This is a genomic window from Geomicrobium sp. JCM 19039, from assembly GCF_000698145.1.
In the GTDB taxonomy this organism is placed as follows: domain Bacteria; phylum Bacillota; class Bacilli; order Bacillales; family Marinococcaceae; genus Geomicrobium_A.
This window is the reverse complement of sequence record NZ_BAXB01000014.1, coordinates 79175-100044: the sequence shown is the minus strand read 5'-3', so window position 1 is coordinate 100044 and position 20870 is coordinate 79175. Positions and strand designations below refer to the sequence as shown.

At 44.8% G+C, this 20870-nt stretch carries 11 protein-coding genes and 6 pseudogenes; 14 read left to right on the top strand and 3 right to left on the bottom strand.

The genetic code is table 11. From position 1 onward, the window contains the following. Positions 1–56 precede the first annotated feature (56 nt). The 6 genes and pseudogenes from JCM19039_RS13940 (at position 57) to JCM19039_RS13925 (ending at position 4678) form a co-directional block, all read left to right on the top strand. Positions 57–731 carry a FadR/GntR family transcriptional regulator gene (locus JCM19039_RS13940; protein ID WP_052398808.1) on the top strand — a complete coding sequence of 225 codons (675 nt, stop codon included), beginning with the start codon at positions 57–59 and terminating at the stop codon, positions 729–731. Continuing rightward, positions 718–1085: pseudogene (locus tag JCM19039_RS22225) on the top strand (FAD-binding oxidoreductase); the annotation flags it as partial. The gene JCM19039_RS13940 and the pseudogene JCM19039_RS22225, both read left to right, overlap by 14 nt. A 15-nt stretch (positions 1086–1100) precedes the next feature. Next, the gene (locus tag JCM19039_RS23255; RefSeq protein WP_238545059.1) at positions 1101–1244 is read left to right on the top strand and encodes a hypothetical protein; all 144 of its coding nucleotides are present in this window, start codon (positions 1101–1103) and stop codon (positions 1242–1244) included. Beyond that, on the top strand, positions 1225–1890 hold the full coding sequence (locus JCM19039_RS22220; protein WP_081834533.1) for an FAD-binding oxidoreductase: 666 nt from the start codon (positions 1225–1227) through the stop codon (positions 1888–1890). The genes JCM19039_RS23255 and JCM19039_RS22220 overlap by 20 nt, the downstream gene beginning before the upstream one ends. After that, a pseudogene (locus tag JCM19039_RS13930) lies at positions 1891–3221 on the top strand ((Fe-S)-binding protein). Beyond that, a pseudogene (locus JCM19039_RS13925) lies at positions 3218–4678 on the top strand (FAD-linked oxidase C-terminal domain-containing protein). Before JCM19039_RS13930 ends, JCM19039_RS13925 begins: the two co-directional pseudogenes overlap by 4 nt. Before the next feature lie 223 nt (positions 4679–4901). Here JCM19039_RS13925 and JCM19039_RS13920 read toward each other — a convergent pair. After that, positions 4902–6691 (bottom strand): annotated as a pseudogene (locus JCM19039_RS13920) (L-lactate permease). Between the two features lie 222 nt (positions 6692–6913). Between JCM19039_RS13920 and JCM19039_RS13915 the strand changes: the two are divergent. From JCM19039_RS13915 to JCM19039_RS13880, 8 genes and pseudogenes are all read left to right on the top strand, one after another. Then, the gene (locus JCM19039_RS13915) at positions 6914–9085 is read left to right on the top strand and encodes a malate synthase G (RefSeq protein WP_042428193.1); all 2172 of its coding nucleotides are present in this window, start codon (positions 6914–6916) and stop codon (positions 9083–9085) included. A 261-nt stretch (positions 9086–9346) separates the two neighbouring features. Beyond that, complete coding sequence (locus JCM19039_RS13910) at positions 9347–9910, top strand: M24 family metallopeptidase (RefSeq protein ID WP_255343672.1); 564 nt, start codon at positions 9347–9349, stop codon at positions 9908–9910. A 529-nt stretch (positions 9911–10439) separates the two neighbouring features. Continuing rightward, positions 10440–11633: an ROK family transcriptional regulator gene (locus JCM19039_RS13905; RefSeq protein WP_042428188.1), complete on the top strand. Its 1194-nt coding sequence runs from the start codon at positions 10440–10442 to the stop codon at positions 11631–11633. After that, a pseudogene (locus JCM19039_RS28010) lies at positions 11633–12945 on the top strand (extracellular solute-binding protein). Before JCM19039_RS13905 ends, JCM19039_RS28010 begins: the two are co-directional and overlap by 1 nt. A gap of 18 nt (positions 12946–12963) precedes the next feature. After that, a complete protein-coding gene (locus tag JCM19039_RS13890; RefSeq protein WP_042428180.1) occupies positions 12964–13881 on the top strand; it encodes a carbohydrate ABC transporter permease in 918 nt (305 codons plus the stop codon). Beyond that, complete coding sequence (locus JCM19039_RS13885; RefSeq protein WP_202963202.1) at positions 13882–14484, top strand: carbohydrate ABC transporter permease; 603 nt, start codon at positions 13882–13884, stop codon at positions 14482–14484. Continuing rightward, entirely contained in the window at positions 14463–14723 is a 261-nt protein-coding gene (locus JCM19039_RS24815) for a carbohydrate ABC transporter permease (protein WP_202963201.1), read from the top strand. The genes JCM19039_RS13885 and JCM19039_RS24815 overlap by 22 nt, the downstream gene beginning before the upstream one ends. Before the next feature lie 20 nt (positions 14724–14743). Beyond that, on the top strand, positions 14744–17872 hold the full coding sequence (locus JCM19039_RS13880) for an alpha-mannosidase (protein WP_042428177.1): 3129 nt from the start codon (positions 14744–14746) through the stop codon (positions 17870–17872). 195 nt (positions 17873–18067) lie between these two features. Here JCM19039_RS13880 and JCM19039_RS13875 read toward each other — a convergent pair. Both JCM19039_RS13875 and JCM19039_RS13870 read right to left on the bottom strand, forming a co-directional pair. After that, positions 18068–19419, bottom strand: a pseudogene (locus JCM19039_RS13875) (GntP family permease). Positions 19420–19436: 17 nt separating this feature from the next. After that, positions 19437–19838, bottom strand: coding sequence for an FGGY-family carbohydrate kinase (locus JCM19039_RS13870; protein WP_255343671.1), 402 nt, complete (start codon positions 19836–19838; stop codon positions 19437–19439). Between the last annotated feature and the right edge of the window lie 1032 nt (positions 19839–20870).

The following is a 20870-nucleotide window of genomic DNA, read 5'->3' as shown; positions in this document are numbered from 1 at the left end:
TCACATATCATACATCTGACCTCTTGGAGGTGAAACACATTCAAGTTCAGAAAATAATGACAAAAAGAATTTCAGAGCAAGTATCTGAGCAAATTGAAAGTTGGATAACGTCGAAAATGTATGAACCACGAGAGAAGCTTCCTTCGACGCGCGAACTGTGTGATCAGTTTTCCGTTAGCCGCTCTTCCGTTCGTGATGCGCTGACGAGTCTAAAAGGGAAAGGACTCATTACCATAGTTCAAGGTGAGGGAATATTTGTCGCTGATACCGAACCACTTCCCTCTTTTCAATTCAATCTTTCAAACGAACAAACGGTACACGAATTGTTTGCTGTCCGTAAGATTGTTGAGGCTGGCATCGCTTTCGAAGCTGCACAAATGCGAACAGAAGCACAGCTTAAGGAGCTCGACTCTTTACTCGCTGATGGCTGGGAAGCGGATTATGCTTTTCACCTCGCCCTCGCCAACTGCACAGGCAATCTCATGCTCGTTCAACTATTGGAATCAATCTCAACGAGCTTAAAGAAAGCATTGCAAGATTGTCACCAATTAATTGCTAATGACCCGGGACTTACGAAAGCCATTCACGATCAGCACACCGAGCTGTATGCGTGGATTCAGGCAGGAGACGCGACACGGTCAAGAGAAGCCATGCACATGCACCTCACCTATGTTGAAACGTTATTGAAAGAGGCAATTCAGGAAGGAGGACGAACGAATGAAAGGCAATAAAGGGAAGAAACGCTATGAACCTCTATCTGAAGCAGAAGTGGTTCATCTATTGCAAGAAGCGCAAGCCAAAAAGGAGACGGTGATCCCAACGGGTAATGGTTCGAAACGAGGTTTTGGCGGCGTCACAGAAGCTGCTGACATCGAATTGTCTCTCAAAAATATGAATCGCATTCTAGAACATTCTGCCGGGGACATGACGGTGACCGTTCAACCGGGTGCGAATTTTCAAGAAGTGCAAGACCAGCTTGCGGAGTATAAACAAATGATACCGATTGACCTTACCGACCTGCCGATGCAACAATCGGCGGTGTCATCGCGAGTAATGATAGCGGACCCAAACGTGCACTATACGGATCTGCGCGCGACCATGTGATCGGTCTTCGAGTGGCGCACCCGAGTGGGGAAGTGCTTCGTTCTGGAGGGAAAGTCGTGAAGAATGTTGCCGGTTATGATATGAACAAACTCTTTATCGGCTCAATGGGCACACTCGGTTATGACCGAATGTACGTTTAAACTCCGACCTATCCCTAAGTTTACTGCTTTATGTGTCGTGACGTTTAGCGATCCAGATGCGATGAGATCTTTTCTCGTCAAGCTTCTGAATAGCTACATGGAGCCGGTCACACTAGAAGTGGTCAACCTTCGCGACGTGTTGATTACGTTTGAGGATGTTGAGGAAGCCGTTCATGCGCAAATTGAATGGGTCAATACACACGTTCCAAACAGCGCCACGGTGGATACACGAACCGGCACAGACGTGCACTCGTATTGGCGATCTTTCAACGATTTGTCCTTTACTCACAACGACCCGATCATTCTAAAAGTCGGAACGAAAAACATGCACGTCCTAGATGTGTTGCAAAATTGTAAGCGCTTAACCGATGTTAATGTGTATGCTCACGGCGGTGTTGCACACGGACTGAGTCGAATCTACTTGAGCGGAGACACCGCCGACGTCACCCGGGCGATCCAAAACGTGCGCACCCACGCTGAGCACATTGGGGGCCATGCGACGATCGTCGATGCACCGCTGGACGTTCGCAAAATGGTCGCCCCATGGGGAGAGCCCCCTGCCTACATGAGGCTGCTCGAAGGTATTAAACATCAACTTGACCCAGACACCATTCTTAGTCCAACACGTGTTGTAGGAGGAATGTAAATGGCAAAACTAGCAGAATTAGTCGTGAAAAAAGCAGATAATCCGAAAGGAAATTACTTGTGGGAAGACGCCCCTGATGAAGACAAATTTTCTGCGTGTGTTCATTGTGGCATGTGTCTAGAAGCTTGTCCTACGTACCAAGAGCTCGGTCACGAACACCAATCTCCTCGAGGACGTGTTCATTCCATTGTCGCTGTTGCCAAAGGGGAAATCGAGCTGAACGAAGCCTTTGCTGACCCGGTATTCACTTGCCTGGACTGTCGCGCATGCGAAACCGCATGCCCTGCCGGTGTTCAAGTCGGCGCACTCATTGAAGAAGCGAGAGGCCAAGTACGTCAGGCCGTTCCACTTACAGGGTTCCTGCACTGTTGAATAAACTCTTCTTACGCGGCATCTTTCCTCATACAAAGCGAATGCATACACTCGGGTCATTAACGAAACTGTACCAAAAAAGCGGTGTCCAATTTGCCGTCCGCAAAACGAGAGCCATTCGTATACTGCCCGAACATTTGAGTGATATGGAAGCCATTATGCCGCCAATTGGAAAGCCCGTCCTTAAAACCTACCCAGACCAATTGCCTGCGAAAGGAACTGCCAAGCAATCCGCCGCCATGTTTACGGGCTGTATTATGGATGTCATGTTTAGCGATGTGAATGAAGCAACCGTTCGTGTCCTGCAAAAAAACGGGCATGACGTACACATTCCAAAGAACCAGAAATGTTGTGGTGCGCTCCATGTACACGCCGGAGACCGAGCGATGGGCAAAAAGCTTGCACGAGAAAACATCGATGCATTTATGAATGAAGATCACATCGTCGTCAATGCCGCCGGTTGTGGCTGCGCCCTTAAAGAATACCCTGAACTTCTCCAAAATGACGAAGAATACCGAGAGAAAGCAGAAGCATTCTCCGAACGCGTCATTGATGTGTCCAAATATTTATATGATTATGGCTATGAGCCGCCAAAAGCAGAAATAAACAAAAGAATCACCTATCATGACGCTTGCCACCTCGCGCACGGTCAACAAGTATGGGATGAACCTCGTGAACTGCTGGAGCAAATTCCAGGTGTAGAAATGGTTCATCTTCCAGATGCGGATCGCTGCTGTGGCAGTGCAGGAATCTATAACTTGACGAACCCTGATATGGCCGGCCGATTATTAAAACGTAAAATCGATGATGTGCCAGAAAACGTTGAAATGATCTCGATGGGTAACCCTGGCTGTATGCTGCAAATTGCCTTAGGCGTAAAGAAATACGGTCGGAGCGAAAACGTTGTACACACGATGCAGTTGCTCGATTGGGCATATGAGAAGGAGGAGTCGACATGAGCACAGTCATAGAAAAGTCTGAGCTAGTGAAATGGTTAAGTGACGTGTTGCCAAAAGATGCCATCCTTTATCGTGATGAAGACTTGCGTACGTACGAATGTGATGGCCTGACCGTCTATCGGGGTATGCCGCTCGCTGTCGTCTTTCCTCATACGACTGAAGAGGTTTCAGAGGTTGTGAAGCTACTTCACAAGCATGAGATTCCATTTATTCCAAGGGGAGCTGGCACGGGTTGAGTGGCGGGCGCAACGCCTTATGGCGGGGAAGTGATCATTAGTCTCGTCCGGATGAAGGGGTTGCTGTCGGTTGATTACGAGAATCGTGAGGCAGTCGTGCAACCGGGGTATATTAATTTGAAGCTATCGAATTCGATCTCCCATCGAGGGTATTATTATGCGCCTGACCCCTCAAGCCAAGCGTGTTGTACGATCGGTGGGAATGTTGCGGAGAATGCGGGTGGGGCTCACTGTTTAAAATACGGGGTAACAACGAATCATATTCTCGGTCTTGAGGTCGTTATGCATGACGGTGAAGTTCTTGAACTTGGTGGTGCTCCGGATATGCCGGGGTATGATTTGCTCGGTCTTCTGACCGGCTCTGAAGGAACACTTGCCATCGTCACGAGCATCACCGTGCGCATCTTGAAAAACCCTGAAGCAAAAGAAACCGCCCTCGCTTATTTTGATACGGTCGACGATGCATGTCAGGCGGTATCGGACATTATTAGTGCCGGGATTGTGCCAGCCGCGATTGAAATGATGGATGAAATTGCAATTGTTGGTGTCGAGGCGGCCACCAAACCTGTCGGTCATCCTGAAGGTTTAAAAGCTGTGCTCATCATGGAGGTCGATGGCATCGGGGCAGGAATCACGAGCCAGATCGAAGAAATGGTTGCGGTGTGCAAACAGAACCACGTCACCGAAATTAAAGTTGCAAAAAATAATGTGGAACGGGGCAAATGGTGGGCGAATCGAAAAACGGCATTTGGCGCAATGGGCGCGATCTCCCCGGATTATCTCGTGCAAGACGGGGTCATCCCAAGGAGCCGACTCATGGAAGTATTGCAAGACATTCAAAAAATTAGCGACGAATCCGGTCTCAGAATTGCCAACGTATTCCACGCTGGCGACGGGAATTTGCACCCACTCATTTTATTTGATGCGAGGAACGAAGGCGAAACCGAGCTTGCCATTGACGTAGGTTCCCGCACACTCGCCGCTTGCACAGCCGTCGGCGGCTCCATTACCGGTGAACATGGTGTTGGCATTGAGAAGAAAGAAGACATGAGCCTCGTCTTCACCGATGAAGAAATTGAGCGCCAGTTGCGAGTGCGGTCCGTCTTCAACCCGAATAACCGTCTGAACCCCGACAAACAGTTCCCCAAACCCGCCCGTTGCGGCGAAGTAAAACGCGCTGTCGGCAGCGGCGAGGCGTGGAGCGTGGCTAGTCATTCGTAAAAAGAAGGGTCAGCCCGGTTTACCCGCATAGATGCTGTAACCCACGCCGGTCTCGGTGTGGGCTCGTCAATTGTGCGCCCTAGTTTCGCGCAAATTCCAACCTGAAGACCTAGCAACTTGTCGGCCCCTATGGGGCCTTAGCGAGACCTCCCTCCCCCCACCCACGACCATGGCCATTCAAATAAAAAAAGCCGCCTGGAAACTTCAGGCGGCTTTTCCATCATTACGTATCAAGTGATCTTCCACCGCCTACACTTGGCGGTCGGTTGCCTTTTATCCGGCTTAGAACGATTACGTAAATGATGGCAAAGAGCGGTGCGGCAATGAGCCAGAAGCTAAAACCACCTACACTATGCATCGCAACGAGCCCCATTCCGATAAGGCCACACACACCGACGTAATAAAACATCGGGATGAGGGTTTTTCTTATGACTAATCCTTCTTTTCCGATGAGACCCACCGTAGCTGCTGCGGCAACGACGTTGTGCACGGCGATCATGTTGCCTGCCGCTCCTCCTACAGCTTGCAAGGAAACGACAATTCCCGCTCCCCTCGCATCAAGAGCCATTTGTTCAGCAGCTCCAAATTGGAAGAGGGCAAACATCATGTTGCTCACCGTATTACTTCCTGCAAAGAAAGCGCCGAGGCACCGATGACGGGCGCAAACAATGGCCAGACGTCGCCTACTGCGGTATTGGCCGCTTCGGCAAGGACGAGCGGCATGCTCTCGTACACTTCGGATCCTGAGTTGATAAACACTTGTGCCATCGGGACCGCTAGCAGTAGCGGAACGGCGGCTTGCACCCACGTTTTGGATGTGTCCACCCATGCTTGTTTGTACGCTCCTCTTCGTTTACTTAGAGAGTGCGCAAAATAAGCAAATACGGACGCGACAATAAATATTGTCCCGGGGATAAATAGTGGTGATGCATCCGCTGTAATCGACGTACCGAATATATTCGCCCACTCAAGCGTGAGCGCGGGTTGCTGCAAAAACTGTTTCACTGGTTCGATCGTCCGCGAGATCACGAGCAATACGGCGACGACAATATACGGTGACCAGGCACTCAAAAGTCCCATCTTCTTTCCCGTCATTTCTTTAAGTGAAGCATCCTGTAACGAACCGATCCATTCAGGTTGCCAATATTTTCGATCTTCAAATTGGAATACATCTTCCTCTTTCGGCTGAAGAAATCCTTTTTTCGCTGCTGGGATAACAATCAACAAACCAATCAGTCCACCAAGCATCGATGGGAATTCAGGCCCTAGCGTATGCGCAATAATGACGTAAGGAACGGTAAAGGCTAAACTTGCGAATATTGCAAATTTCCACACTTTAAACCCTTCCATGAACGAACGATTCTTTCCGAAAAATCGCGTAATGAGCCCGACCATTAACAAAGGAACCAAAATGCCTGCAAGCGCATGGATGACAGAGACTTGGGCTCCAATGGAAAAAACGTAGTCGTCGTAAGGCATCGAACCAATTGCGGCCATGACGTTGTCTTGTCCGCCAAGCCCAGACCCTACCCCTGTAAGGATTGGGGTCCCTGCTGCCCCGAAAGAAACCGGCGTACTTTGAATGACGAGTGCAGCACACACCGCCGCCATTGCCGGGAATCCAATCGCAACAAGAAGTGGCGCAACGACCGCTGATGGCGTTCCAAACCCTGCAGAACCTTCAATAAATGATCCGAACAGCCAAGCAATAATTATGGCTTGGATTCTTCGGTCTGGAGAAATGCTCGTAAATCCAGATCGAATTGTTTGCAATGCCCCTGTTTCTTTGAGCGTATTAAGTAAAAGAATCGCCCCAAAAACAATAAATAAAATTTCTAAAGCGGCAACAATCCCGTTGATCACAGCTGCGCCCACTTGCGCAGTTTCTGCTCCCCAAACGAAAATGGCAAGCAAAATGGTTAAAATAAGTGCGACCGGCATTGCCTTCTTTGCCGACCAATTCAAGGCAACGATCAACACAAAAACAACAATAATCGGTAAGAGTGCCAACATCGATAGCACACCAATACCCAGTTCCATAGTTCCTTCCCCCCTAGGAAATAATGATAACGCTTTCATATTCTCTTATTCTTATATACTTGTCAAAGACCCATACAGAATCGCCAAACGAAAGTCCATAACTAAAAAGCATAATACTCATTCGATACATGTATTTCCGTTATTTGATAAACTATTATAAAATTTAACTAGAATATGATAAAGGAGCGCACACACATGTCCTATAAAAAAATCGCTACTATTCAAGTCTCGGAAGACTTATACACATTTGTGAACGAAGAGGTAATCCCAGGCACGGGCCTCGATGAACAAAAATTTTGGACAGATTACAGTAAAATACTCGATGACTTTAGTGTGAGGAATGCTGAGCTTTTAGAGGTACGCGAGACGTTGCAAAAGAAGTTAGATGAGTGGCATGTCGCCCACCCTGGCGAAGAGAAGTCAACTGCCTATTTTCAATATTTAAAAGAAATTGGGTATCTCGAGGAAGACCCTGGAGATGTGACGGTTACAACGGCGAATGTGGATTCTGAAGTGAGTGCACAGGCGGGGCCGCAGCTTGTCGTCCCGGTGAATAATGCTCGTTATGCGCTGAATGCGGCGAATGCGCGCTGGGGTAGTTTGTATGATGCGTTATATGGAAGCGACATTATTTCTGAGGAAGCAGGGGCGGAACAGGGCACATCGTATAATGCTGTTCGTGGAAATAAAGTCGTTGATTATGCGAAGTCGTTTCTGGATGAGGCGGTCCCGGTGGATGGCACGAGTCACAAAGATGTGGTCTCCTATTGGATTGAGAACGGGGCACTCGTCCTTGAAACAGCTGATGGCAAGTTGCTCTCATTAAAAGATGCCGATCAGTTTGTCGGCTATACAGGCAGCGAGTCAAAGCCGGAGTCGCTGTTGCTTGTAAATAATGGCAGTCATCTTGACGTGCAGATTGACCGAAATCACCCGATTGGTAAAGATGACTCAGCAGGCGTTAAAGACATTGTGATCGAATCGGCGATCACGACCATTATTGATTGTGAGGACTCGGTCACTGCGGTCGATGCTGAGGATAAAATACTCGTGTATCGCAACTGGCTCGGTCTTATGAAAGGCACACTGGAGACGACATTCTCGAAAGGCGGTAAGGATGTTACCCGAACGCTAAATGGCAACCGCACGTACACATCGCGCGGTGGTCAAAGCTTAGAACTGCATGGCCGTTCTCTTCTTTTCATCCGCAATGTCGGGCATCTGATGACGACCGATGCTGTGCTTGACGCAAACGGCAATGAAACACCAGAAGGCATTATGGACGGGGTGATGACGAGTCTAATCGCGAAACATGACTTGTTAAAGAACGGGCAACTACAAAACTCAAGAACCGGCTCGGTGTACATCGTGAAGCCGAAGATGCACGGTTCTCGCGAAGTCCTGTTCACAAACGAATTGTTTGACCGGATTGAAGATGTGCTCGGTCTCGAGCGAAATACGCTAAAAGTCGGTGTCATGGACGAAGAGCGCCGGACGACGCTGAATCTGAAAGCATGTATTAACGCGGCCAAAGAGCGGATCGTCTTTATTAATACTGGATTTCTCGACAGAACCGGTGATGAAATTCATACGTCGATGGAAGCCGGCTATGTGATCCGCAAAAATGACATGAAACAAACATCGTGGCTCGCCGCTTATGAAAAAGCGAATGTGAAAGCTGGACTACAAAGCGGGTTTCAAGGCAAAGCTCAAATCGGTAAAGGCATGTGGGCGATGCCAAACTTAATGAACGCCATGATGGAACAAAAAGGCGGACAGTTAAAGGCCGGTGCAAACACTGCCTGGGTTCCTTCGCCAACAGCCGCTAGCTTGCACGCCATGCATTATCATCAGATTAATGTCGGCACCATTCAAGATGAACGTAAGACGAACACCGAAGATTATGTGCAAGACATTCTTCAAATCCCAACGACGACTGAAACATTTTCAGCAGAAGACATCCAAAAAGAACTGGACAACAATGCGCAAGGCGTTCTCGGATACGTCGTACGTTGGGTTGAACAAGGTGTCGGTTGTTCAACGGTTCCTGATATTAACGATGTTGGTCTCATGGAAGACCGGGCTACGTTGCGCATCTCGAGCCAACATATGACCAACTGGCTACACCACGGCATCACGAACGAACAGCAAGTTATGGACACAATGAAACGAATGGCAAAGGTCGTTGACGAACAAAATGCAGGCGATCCAGAATACCGCAACATGGCACCAAACTTCAACGATTCCGTCGCCTTCCAAGCCGCCTGCGACCTCGTATTTAAAGGACGCGAGCAACCAAGCGGCTACACCGAACCCATCTTGCACGCCAAGCGTAAAGAGGCGAAGAAGAAGTTGGCTGTCGGATAATGCATCGAGCCCTAACCATTTATAATGGATAGGGCTCGATTTGTTTAGTTTCTGCAATGGTGTGGGGGTAAGTATTGTGCTCTCACCTTCTATAAATGAATAATTAAAAGATTGTTTGCATAATAAATGTTTTATCTATATAACATTTTGATATAAGTAACTAAAGGAGTGATTGGATTGTATACCAACAAAAGAATTTCGAATTTTCGTTCAATTATGCAAGAAGAAGGCATTGCTGCAACACTCATTTATTCTCTTTAAATCCGTCGCTATTTTACTAATTTCAATGGTTACAGTGGTGCGTTGCTCATCTCACAAGACCGTGTGCTATTATTTACCGACTTTCGCTACATCCAACAAGCAGAAGCACAGGCAAGTGATCATGCTAAACTAATTGAACATAAAGGGGGTTTGTTAAACGAGGCTGTTTACCAAGAATTACGTCTTATTGATGGAAGAGTTGGCGTGGAAGGGACGTTAGATCTTTCTACATATAATTATTTCAACCGTGAGATCACTAACTTTCAAACGGATGTTATCGATGCATCGATTATGTCTATTCGAAAAATAAAAGACCCTACAGAGATCGCAAATATTCGGGAAGGCATCAGACTATATGACTTAGCTTTTGAATATATTTTAGGGTTTATAAAACCTGGAATGTCAGAGTTAGAGATTGGGTTAGAATTAGAGTATCACATGAAAAAGAATGGAGCCGAAGCCATTAAAGCTAATCATGTTATTGCATCAGGAGAGCGATCTTCTTTACCTCACGGTGCTGCCAGCAAGCGAATTGTTAACAAAGGTGAATTCATAAGAAAATGATGCTCGATGGTATTCCCACCTTTAAATATAAAAAATATTCTAATTTAAATTAATATATTCATTTTACAATTTTATATAAGTCAAGCCCATCAGAGCTGTTAATGGCTGTCATTTGAATCAATACCAAAGCTAGTTGGAGAATTGCCTTAAGCCCTATATCTTCGCATGCGAGAATTTTTCTTATTTACAGATGCCTTTCATAATATAATACCTTCCCCAATCATGATAGCAAGATTTTATTATCTCCTTTTTTTGAATGATACGCATTATTGGCTTTTGATACCTAATCATTTAATCGTGAACTAGCCTGAATGCAAAGATGATAAGCATAGAACTTAAACAAATTATTTTAAGAAGTTATTCCTTTCGGTCTTGCTTTTGACGATTACTTGTTGTTCCAACTTACATTTTGAATTAAGCCTCTGGATTTTACAGAATATTTGATTTACTGGTTGAAATTTGAAACCGCTTACGTTATGATTTGTTTCAACATATTAAAATCATTTTAATATCTTTTGGCGGGTAGGTGATGGATCTGCAACAACGTACTGTGAAAAGCATGAATCGAGAAAATGTACTGAACTACTTACTTCTCTCCCCTCAAGGAAGAACGCAGCAAGAATTGGCTCAACATAGCCTATTAACGATTGCTTCAATCGGAAATATACTGTCTGAATTGCAAGAAAAGAAATTGATAGAAAAAAGTGGACTGGCGCTATCCAGCGGAGGAAGAAAGCCGAGCATCTATAAACTTGATCAAAGTCATTACCGTATTTTCAGCGTGAGCATCGGTTACGGAACACTCACTTGTCTTTTAGTCTCGCTTCAAGGGAATGTGTTGGCGAAAGATTTACTTACCTTTGACCTTGAGGATGATCCTTATCAGGTTTTGGATCATATGATTACTACTTTTTATTCGATATGTGAAAGTCAAATGGTTTCTTTTGACCAGATCTTAGGGGTTGGCATTAGTGCGCCTGGTCCGCTGGATGAAGAACATGGAATCATATTAAATCCTCCCAACTTAACAGGTTGGATTAACGTTAAAATTACTCAGTATTTACATGAAAGAATTCCACTTTTAATTCAACTTGAAAAAGATGCCAACTGCACAATGATGTGCGAATACTACTATGGAATTGCACGCAACTCTATGAATGCTTTATATGTAATGGTAGATGCGGGTATTGGAAGCGGAATTCTAGTGGAAGGCGAGGTTTATAAAGGAGCCACTCAAGTCGCTGGAGAGATTGGCCACGGAACGATTGACCTGAACGGACTGAAATGCAATTGCGGAAACTACGGCTGCCTTGAAGTGATGGCTTCGGGGAATGCAATCGTGCGCAAAGCACTAACTGAAGTTCGAAAGGGCTGCCCAACAACGATTGCACATATTGACAACAATTTAGGCTTGGAAGAAGTGCTAGATGCGGCACTTCAAGGTGATGATCTTTGTCTCTCTTTGCTTCAAGATTCATCAAGGTATGTGGGCATTAAGCTTGCAGATAAGATTAACTTTCTAAATCCTGAGCTAGTCATTCTTGGAGGAAGGATTAATGACAAACTCGAACAATACACCGGCTGGGTGAAAGAAACTGCGCTGAGTAGGATCTTTCAAGAAACTGCTCGTGGCGTACAAATCAAGCGGGCAAAATTCGGCGACATTAGTGAAGGGTTAGGCGCTGCGACAGTGGTTCTTAAAGAAGCATTTAAGCAGCAATAATGATAAGGGGGAAATGTAAAATGGGATTTTCCAAAAAAGGCTTCATGATGTTTTCAGCTGCTGCTCTTACATTAGCGGCCTGCAATGGCGATGAGGAGTCTTCTAGCGGTGGTGACCAAATTGACCTTCGTTGGCAAACGACTACGGGCTACTCTCCTGAAGCACCAACACAAGGGAATGCTGAATACTTGAGAGGACAACTTGATTCCTTCCATGACGAAAACCCCGATGTAAATGTGAGCTATGACTTGCAGTCCAGTGATATTGACGAAGCAATGTCACGGTTGTTAGAACAAGCGAATTCAGGTCGAGCCCCTGACGTTGCTCCGATTGATAGTTATTTATTCGCTCAATATTACGAACATTTGCAACCATTAAACGATTTATTTGACGAATACGATGTCAACGTCGAAGATTACATGCCGTTTGCTCAAGACGTCATTACGGATGATGATGGTACGATTTACGGTTTGTACATGAATACGGATACGAGAGTTTTGTTCTACGATACTTCCGTCATTCCAGAACCACCCAGTACTTGGATGAACTTATTGAAGTTGGCTTACAAATACAAGACGAAGGCTATAGTGGCATCATGCTTCCCGGCGGTAGAAACGAAGGAACTTCAGTAACGACTTTGTGGCCTTTGTTCTGGGGAATGGGCGGAGAGCTTGTGGATGATGATGGTGAACCCGTATTTGGCGAAGGTGATAATCGTAATATCATGTTGCAAATTCTCGAAACAGTTGATGAAGCCGTACAAACGGGCGCACTTCCCCAACGTGTTGCCGGTTATGGGGGGGAGAACGATTTAAATGAAGAAATTGCAACCGGTAACACCGCGATGTTTATCGGTGGCAACTGGCAAGACTCCTATCTAAAAGAGGTGTTAGGTGAAGAAGAGTTCGCCAATTGGGACGTCGCTCCGGTGCCTATGCTAGATGAATCCGCTGAACCTGCGACGAGCGCCGGAGGCTGGGCATGGGGGATTTTCACCGAAGACCCTGATAAGCAGCGTGCAGCCTTTGAATTAATTCAACATATGTTTACAGGCGAAGAAGGCATGGCCCAATTCAGCACAGTCTATGGCGGACTCCCTTCACGTGAATCTGTCTTTGACCACGAGCTCTATGAAGGTAGTGAATTCACCGACTTATATCGTGATTTCTTAGAAAATGACGCACAGGTTCGTCCCGCATCTACGCACTACAATGCCATTTCAAATCAGATGCAAATTGCTATTTCCAGTGTAATCTCCGGAAGCAAAACACCAGAGGAAGCACTAAATGATGCCTGGGATGCAGTACACTAATTTTTTGGGGGTCAAACTATGCAATCGCAAGTAAGCACACATCAGCCTTTGAAGCCCCGTAACAAGTTAAGGGAGTCTCCCCTCCCTTGGCTTGTGCCGTTGTTGCTGATTTTAATTGTGGTCTTTTTGTTTCCAGTTATTGAAATTATTCGGTTGAGTTTCACAGACTCTACACTTGTCGATCCGAACTATAGCTACACCCTTTCATCTTATCTTAGCCTTTTTAATCAGCCAGGCTTCCAACGCATGATGTGGATTACCCTCCTATTTGTCGTATTCAGTGTCAGCTTTCAATTAATTTTAGGATTATTGGTTGCTCTGGCCATTGATCAAGGACAAAAGAGAAATCTGAAGGGAACGATTGCCGTACGTACTGCTGTCCTTACTGCTTGGGCTATTCCCGGTGTTGTCATCGGCGTCATTTGGCGAATTATGTATAACGAAACGGAAGCAGGTATTTTAAACTTCTTTGTTTCAACGGTGAGCGGAACGACCGTGCCTTTTCTCTCCGACCCAACCTTTGCATTGGTTGCGGTCATCCTGGCAAATATCTGGCGCGGAACGGCCTTTAGCATGATTCTTATCTATGGTGGGTTACAGACGCTACCTAAAGATATATTGGAGTCAGCCAGAATTGACGGGGCTAACGCTATCAAGCGTTTAACAAAGATTATCCTCCCAATCCTAGCACCAATCATTATGATTAACCTCGTAATTATTTCAATTGATACGTTCAATACTTTTGATATGGTCATGGCATTAACCGGTGGCGGACCGGGGCAAAGTACAGAAATCATTGCGCTCAGTATTTATAATTTGATATTTCGTGAGTTTAATTTAGGACAAGGTGCGGCGGCTGCAGTTGTGTTACTAACCATCAATATAATTATGACATTAGTGTACTTGAAAATCTTAGGAAGAGAGGGGCGATCCTAAATGAATCAGCGCACAGCCTACAAACTTGGAAATGTTGGCCTATACGCTTGTTTTATCGTCATTACGCTGTTCTTTTTGTTTCCTCTTCTTTGGACCGTTTCACTATCGTTAAAAGATTCACAATCGTTATTTACTGTTCCTCCCGAACTCATACCGAGTGCTTGGGCATTCGAGAATTACGTACACGTCATCCAAAACAATAATATTTTTCAGTACATTGCCAACTCAGGTATTATTGTATTTTTTACGGTCATCGTCACGTTACTCGTCGCCATACCGGCTGCTTTTGCCCTTTCAAGAATTACGTTCGGTTATAAGCGTCCGCTTATGATCACCATTCTCATGACACAAATGATATCAGCGGTTGTCATTTCGATTCCACTCTACCGTATTCTAGCCAACTATGAACTGCTGAATCAATACTGGGTACTCATCCTCGTGTATGTCGCTGTCGTTTTGCCACTTGCAACGTGGATTTTAAAAGGGCATTTTGATACACTTCCACCTGCGTTAGATGAAGCTGCCATTATTGATGGATGTACACGCAGTCAACTTATCTCAAAAATTATCGTCCTTGCAGTTTGCCAGGCATTGCATCCGTAACGATTCTAGTAGCCGTACAAAGCTGGTCACAGTTCGTCATCCCCTTTATTCTACTAGATGATGAAAGCATGTACCCCGTATCTGTCGGCGTCATGAATTTGCAATCCACACAACAAGCCATCACTACACACTACTTGGCAGCGGGTAGTATTTTATCCGTATTGCCTGTCATCATTTTGTTCGTATTTTTACAAAAATATATCGTAGGCGCACTGACGACCGGTGCAGTTAAAGAATAAACAGCGATGGAGGAATCTATATGTGGCTAACGAAAGAAAAACTCACGCAACGAATCGAAGAACTTCTTCAATTTCGCTATTCAGATCAACAAACATTTGAATCCTTAACTATTTATGAAGAAAAAAACGAAGAAGATTTTGCGTATCCGCCGGAAAATGTTGAGTGGACGCCTGCATTCCTGGGTGATTACTGGGAAGGTAGAGACAAATATGTCTGGCTTAGCACCTCGTTTACCGTGCCTCTACATTGGAGCAAAAAAACGATCGTCGGACTGTTTGATTTTGGAAAGACCGGTGCCGGTCATAACTCCGGCTTTGAATCACTTCTATTCGTAAATGGAGTTCCTTTTCAAGGAGTCGACTCCAACCATAAGGAAGTCTTTTTCCCAGATGTGAAACCGAATGAAGAAGTAACTCTTCATTTCCGCTTATGGACAGGATTGGATGGCATGACCGGAAAGCAGGAAGCACTCTCTCATCAATTGAAACAAGCGGAGATGGCCGTTCTTCATGAAGTAACCGATGATCTTTATTATATGTCGAAGGCTGTCATCCAGGCCATTGATCAAATTCCCGACACTCAACTCGAGTATTCTAAGTTGTTGAGCGCATTGAATCAAGCTTTTTACCAGATAGATTGGACAAATCCAGGCAGTGAAACCTTCTATCAATCCATTTCATGTGCTGCAAATGAACTACACACAACAGTTAAAGATTTGTATCATCCTCACGGTGTAACGATTCACGGAATCGGTCATACACATATTGATGTTGCTTGGCTGTGGAGATTAAAACATACTCGGGAAAAGAGTGCCCGTTCCTTCAGTACGGTTCTACGCCTGATGGAGAAGTATCCTGATTACGTTTTTATGCAGTCACAGCCTCAGCTTTACAGTTATATGAAAGAAGATTATCCTGAGATTTATGAACAGATTAAAAAAAGAGTGCAGGAAGGTAGATGGGAAGCAGGCGGAGCGATGTGGCTGGAGTCCGATTGTAATATTCCTTCAGGAGAATCCTTAACCCGTCAACTGCTCAAAGGCAAGCAATTCTTTAAGCACGAATTCGGCATTGAAGAACAACCTTACTTGTGGTTACCCGATGTGTTTGGCTATTCATGGGCACTGCCTCAAATTCTAAAAAAATCCGGAATCAAAACATTCATGACGATAAAAATTAGTTGGAACCAGTACAATCGTATGCCGCATGACACTTTCTATTGGAGAGGTATTGACGGCACAGAAATTCTTACTCACTTTATGACTACACCAAACCCTGGCACAGGCAATCATGACTATCGATATAACTACAATGGCGTAATTGATGCAAGAGCCATGGATGAAGCATGGAACGCGTATCAGAATAAATCAATTAACCAAGATTTGCTCATGTCCTATGGTTATGGCGACGGTGGTGGCGGCGTAAATCGTGAGATGCTGGAAATGCGACGTCGGTTAGACAAAGTTCCTGGTCTGCCCAACATCAAACCGAGTCGTGTCGATGATTATTTCAATGCCCTTCACGATACAGTCGACCAATCGAAAGAATATATTCACACATGGGACGGCGAGTTGTACTTGGAATACCACCGCGGCACATATACAAGTCAAGCGCACAACAAAAAAATGAATCGCAAGCTTGAGATCCATTATCGAAATACGGAATGGTTGAGCGTTTTATCGAACCTTCACACTCGACAATGGGATAACGAAAGCTTAAGGAATCTTGATGATGGTTGGCACATTATCCTTCGCAATCAATTCCATGATATTATCCCAGGCTCTTCCATTCAGGAAGTCTACGAAGACAGTGCTATTGAATATAATGACGCGCAGGAACTTGTCAATATGTCATGGCAAACTTTGAATCACACAATCGTTAAAGATAAAGTCGACACGTTTACCATTTACAATAGTTCAACTTTCACTCAACCACATAACGTACAAATACTAGATCACTCTAATCGTGATGGCACGTTTTACAGTATTGACGGAGCTAAACTCACTTCACAAAGAATAGAAGATGGATGGCTAGTTCAGACCAGCACTCTTCCATCTCTAGGTACGACAATGATCTCTTTTAAGGAGGGCACCACACAAACAAAAGATGAAAACATGTTCTCTCATAAAAAAGATGGAGTGACAACGCCATTTTATCAAATAGAATGGAACTCTTCAGGACATTTAACCCGACTCTATGATATTGAAAACCATAAAGAGATACTTGATGGACATGGAAATATTCTACAAGTATTTGAAGACAAACCTCTTAATTTTGATGCTTGGGATATTGATATTTTTCATAGAGAAAAATATTATCAAATCGCAAATTTGGATGAAGTCCGTGTCATTGAGTCGGGAAACCTTGCAACGATTATTAAATTTAAATGGACGTTTAACCACTCACAGATTGAACAAAAATTAACATTGTACGCCAACCACCGTAGGATAGATTTTATTACTCATATCGATTGGCACGAACAAAATCAATTATTAAAAGTTGCATTTCCTGTATCCATAAGATCCACAGAGGCAACATTCGATATACAATACGGGAATGTCAAACGCCCTACACATTGGAATACAAGCTGGGACTATGCGAGATTTGAAACCGTCGGTCATCAGTGGGCTGACCTTTCTGAGAGAGGATATGGTGTAAGTTTATTAAACGATAGTAAGTATGGTTATGATATAAAGGACAACATAATGAGGCTTTCATTAATTAAATCTTCTATTCTTCCTGATCCTACACAGGATCAAGGCAATCACACATTCACCTATTCTCTACTTCCGCACGAAGGGGACTGGTATGATGGACAAGTAACGGTCGCAGCTTGGGACTTAAATAACCCATTATTGGCTGTTGCAGGTGAGTCAGAGCTTTCTGAACAAAATCTTTTTATATTTAATCAACATAATGTGAAAGTAGATGCCGTAAAAAAAGCTGAAGAATCGGAAGGTGTTATATTAAGATTCCACGAATACAGCGGGCAAAGTAATTCTCTAATCATAAGAAGTGATTTCAACATCCAATCTTGGACTGAATGTGATCTCATGGAGAATCCTGTGGGAGATGTTAAAAAAACAGCATCACTTACTACAAACCTAAAACCTTACGAAATTAAAACCTATCACGTTATATTCCAATGATTCTAGAGCTTATCCAGTAGCAATAGGCTAAAATATTTTACTCACTAATTAATCTCCCCGCTTGTCAAATTGGCAAGCGGGGAGATTAATTATGACACATATACCAGTTGCTGAGTAGAAATTTAATCACACTATAGATTAATCAATTGTTCACCTATCCCCTACTCATTCAAATCCTCTATGCTCCTACGACCGCTACACTAACAACAACCAAAGCAACATCGCGACACATATTGAAACAATGCCTTGTAGCAATGTCGCCATTGTTTGCGCTTTATATGCGTCTTTAATATGCATGCCACTGAATTCTTTGACGACCCAGAAGTAGCTGTCATTCACATGGCTAACGGTCATGGCACCGGCTCCGATGGCCATAACAACGAGGGCTAATGGCACGGCACCTTCACTCCTGCTGCTGGCAAGATCGGGGCGACGAGGGATGATGTAATGACAAGGGCTGATGTGGATGAGCCTTGGGCGGTTTTTAGTGATGCAGCAATGATGAATGGGATGAGCAAGAACAGAGCGCCCGTAAACACCGTTCCAAATTCCCAATTCTGAATGAGCTCTTCAATTCCTGAATTGGCAATGACTGTACCGAACGCACCGCCAGTCCCTGTGATTAAAAGGATGGGTGCCGCATCAACCAGCCCTTTCCCGACCCACTTTGTGAGCGTTTCATCATTGTAGTGTGGCAGTAACGGCAATGCCGCAACAACGCCAGCAAGTAAGGCAATCATCGGCTCTCCGAGAAAACTAAAGAAAGCGGCGACGCTTCCCGTAGCTTCCATCACTGCAAGGATGGAGCCAACACCAATAAGGATGATCGGTAAAAGTATCGGTAAGAACGACGCAAATGTGGATGGCATCTTGCCGAATGAACGGACAACTTCATCGTAATCATAATCAAGCTGTCCACCTTCTTCCTCTTCTTCAACAACAATTTTTGACGCTACTTTTACTGCCCATAAGTAACCGACAAACGTGGCTGGAATGGCGACAAGAAATCCAATTAAAATGATTGTCCCTAAGTATTGTTCCGCACCAATATTTCCTGCGGCGGCAATGGGACCGGGTGTTGGTGGCACGAGCGTATGTGTGGCATAAAGTCCTGTTGCAAGGGCGACGGCCATCGATGCAATTGCAACTTTCAGCCGCTTTGCGAGCGCTTTCTTTAAGCTCGATAATATGATGTAACCGGAGTCACAGAAAACGGGAATGGATACGATGAAACCTATTAAGCTCATCGCTAGTTGAGGGCGCTTCGGCCCAACAACACGAAGAACGACTTCGGCCATTCGATACGCTGCCCCTGCTTTCTCTAAAATGACACCAATAATGGTACCAAATACGATGACTAACCCAATATTAGCGATAACACCTCCGAAACCGTCGTTAATGCTCTCTACGACCAAATCAAATGACATTCCTGAGGCAAAACCGACGAATAATGTTCCGAGTAACAGAGACAAAAATGGATGAAGCTTGAACACAGTTGTCGCAACAATAATCAGAAGAACGCCCAGTGCAATAATGGCAAAAAGCATGCAATCTCCTCCCTACTTTATTCATCCTTCACGTACAATTGCAGAAACTTTCCATAACGTTGTTCATAAATCTGGGTAGCGGCGGAGCACGGGTCATACACATGGTTCGGTCTATTTTTAATTACACGCTCGTTGAAAGTCTCGAGATTCTCACACCAGCCTAAATGGACAAATTCTAATGATGCCGCGCCCATTGCAGGTAAATACTGTGCCTGTTCTGGCACATGCACACTCACCCCCCACACATCCACCGCCATTTGACACCACACGCCAGGCCTCGTCCCACCACCGATGAGAACAATTGAAGCATCTCGATTAACAGGCCCAATGAGTTTCTCCATCGTTTGGCGAAGTGACATGACCACACCTTCTAGTACACCTTTAACAGATGTCGAACAATATCGAAGGCCGCAATGTATTCGTTCATGATGACCACCTAGTTAGAATTTTCATTCATTATAACGTAGTAATAATAGTAAGTGAACAATCAATACCGGCTCGTCCACACTCTTAACAAGCTTATGGATAATGCTGCCTTAACTGAGCGTTTGCAGTTCGTTTTTGCCAGGGTTTCACCATCTTCCAACCTTTAAAATTGGTAGACTTTGAAGATCCAATCGGGAAAATTTGTATGAAGTAATTAAACCGGGAACGAATATAAAAGAAATGCGACCAACTGAAAAGTGCTGGTCGCATTTCTTTGTTTAGAGAGTGACGCTCTCGTATCGTTTGCCCGCATAGACCATGTCTACGATGGGATAATTTACATTCACAACGCTCCATGTTACTGAAATTCCCAAATAGAACGGACCCGATTGTTATCGTTAACAAGTAAGTTAGAGCATGAGGCGCTATTTTTTCAGTAACCTCAGAGAGATTCTGCGAGGCAACTATATAACTCGTTCCTGAAGTTAGTAGCTGTATTAACCCTCTTTACCTTATGCTCAGCGTAAAAAATTTGATTACTCTCTTCGCTCACAAAAACCAACAAATCGTCAGTACGATTCATGGCTAAAGACCGTTCGGTTTTTGTTCGGCACCTCCGGTGCCGATGGTTGCTAGCTCTTCAGGTTTATATGAATAAATAGGATTGAATTTCGGTGTAGAAACGAGTATTCGTAGATCACCGGTTATTAGGTGAGCTGGGGTGTTCTGAAGCGATCTAGATCGCCAACCTCCTAGAAATCCCCAAAAATGAGCGGACGCTACTACCGCACATGCTGAAAATCGTGAAAAGCGATCCAGATAAGAGCTACACTCGATACTAAGCGAGTGTAGCTCTCACGACCGGCTTCCATAAACGGCTGTATGCAACGAGAAGTCCATCGATTGGCATTATAATGAAGCCAAACCGTTCACGGATGGGTAATTTTGTTTCCAATCGAACCATTTTGTAAACAGAATCGCTCATCCTTGGAGCACGTCGACCGATTTTCTGGCCTTGCAAAAAC

Coding starts and splice junctions, on each gene's coding strand:
- JCM19039_RS13905 (WP_042428188.1), top strand. CDS start 10,440: ATGGATCTGCAACAACGTACTGTGAAAAGCATGAATCGAGAAAATGTA.
- JCM19039_RS13880 (WP_042428177.1), top strand. CDS start 14,744: ATGTGGCTAACGAAAGAAAAACTCACGCAACGAATCGAAGAACTTCTT.
- JCM19039_RS13890 (WP_042428180.1), top strand. CDS start 12,964: ATGCAATCGCAAGTAAGCACACATCAGCCTTTGAAGCCCCGTAACAAG.
- JCM19039_RS13915 (WP_042428193.1), top strand. CDS start 6,914: ATGTCCTATAAAAAAATCGCTACTATTCAAGTCTCGGAAGACTTATAC.
- JCM19039_RS13940 (WP_052398808.1), top strand. CDS start 57: ATGACAAAAAGAATTTCAGAGCAAGTATCTGAGCAAATTGAAAGTTGG.
- JCM19039_RS13885 (WP_202963202.1), top strand. CDS start 13,882: ATGAATCAGCGCACAGCCTACAAACTTGGAAATGTTGGCCTATACGCT.
- JCM19039_RS22220 (WP_081834533.1), top strand. CDS start 1,225: ATGACCGAATGTACGTTTAAACTCCGACCTATCCCTAAGTTTACTGCT.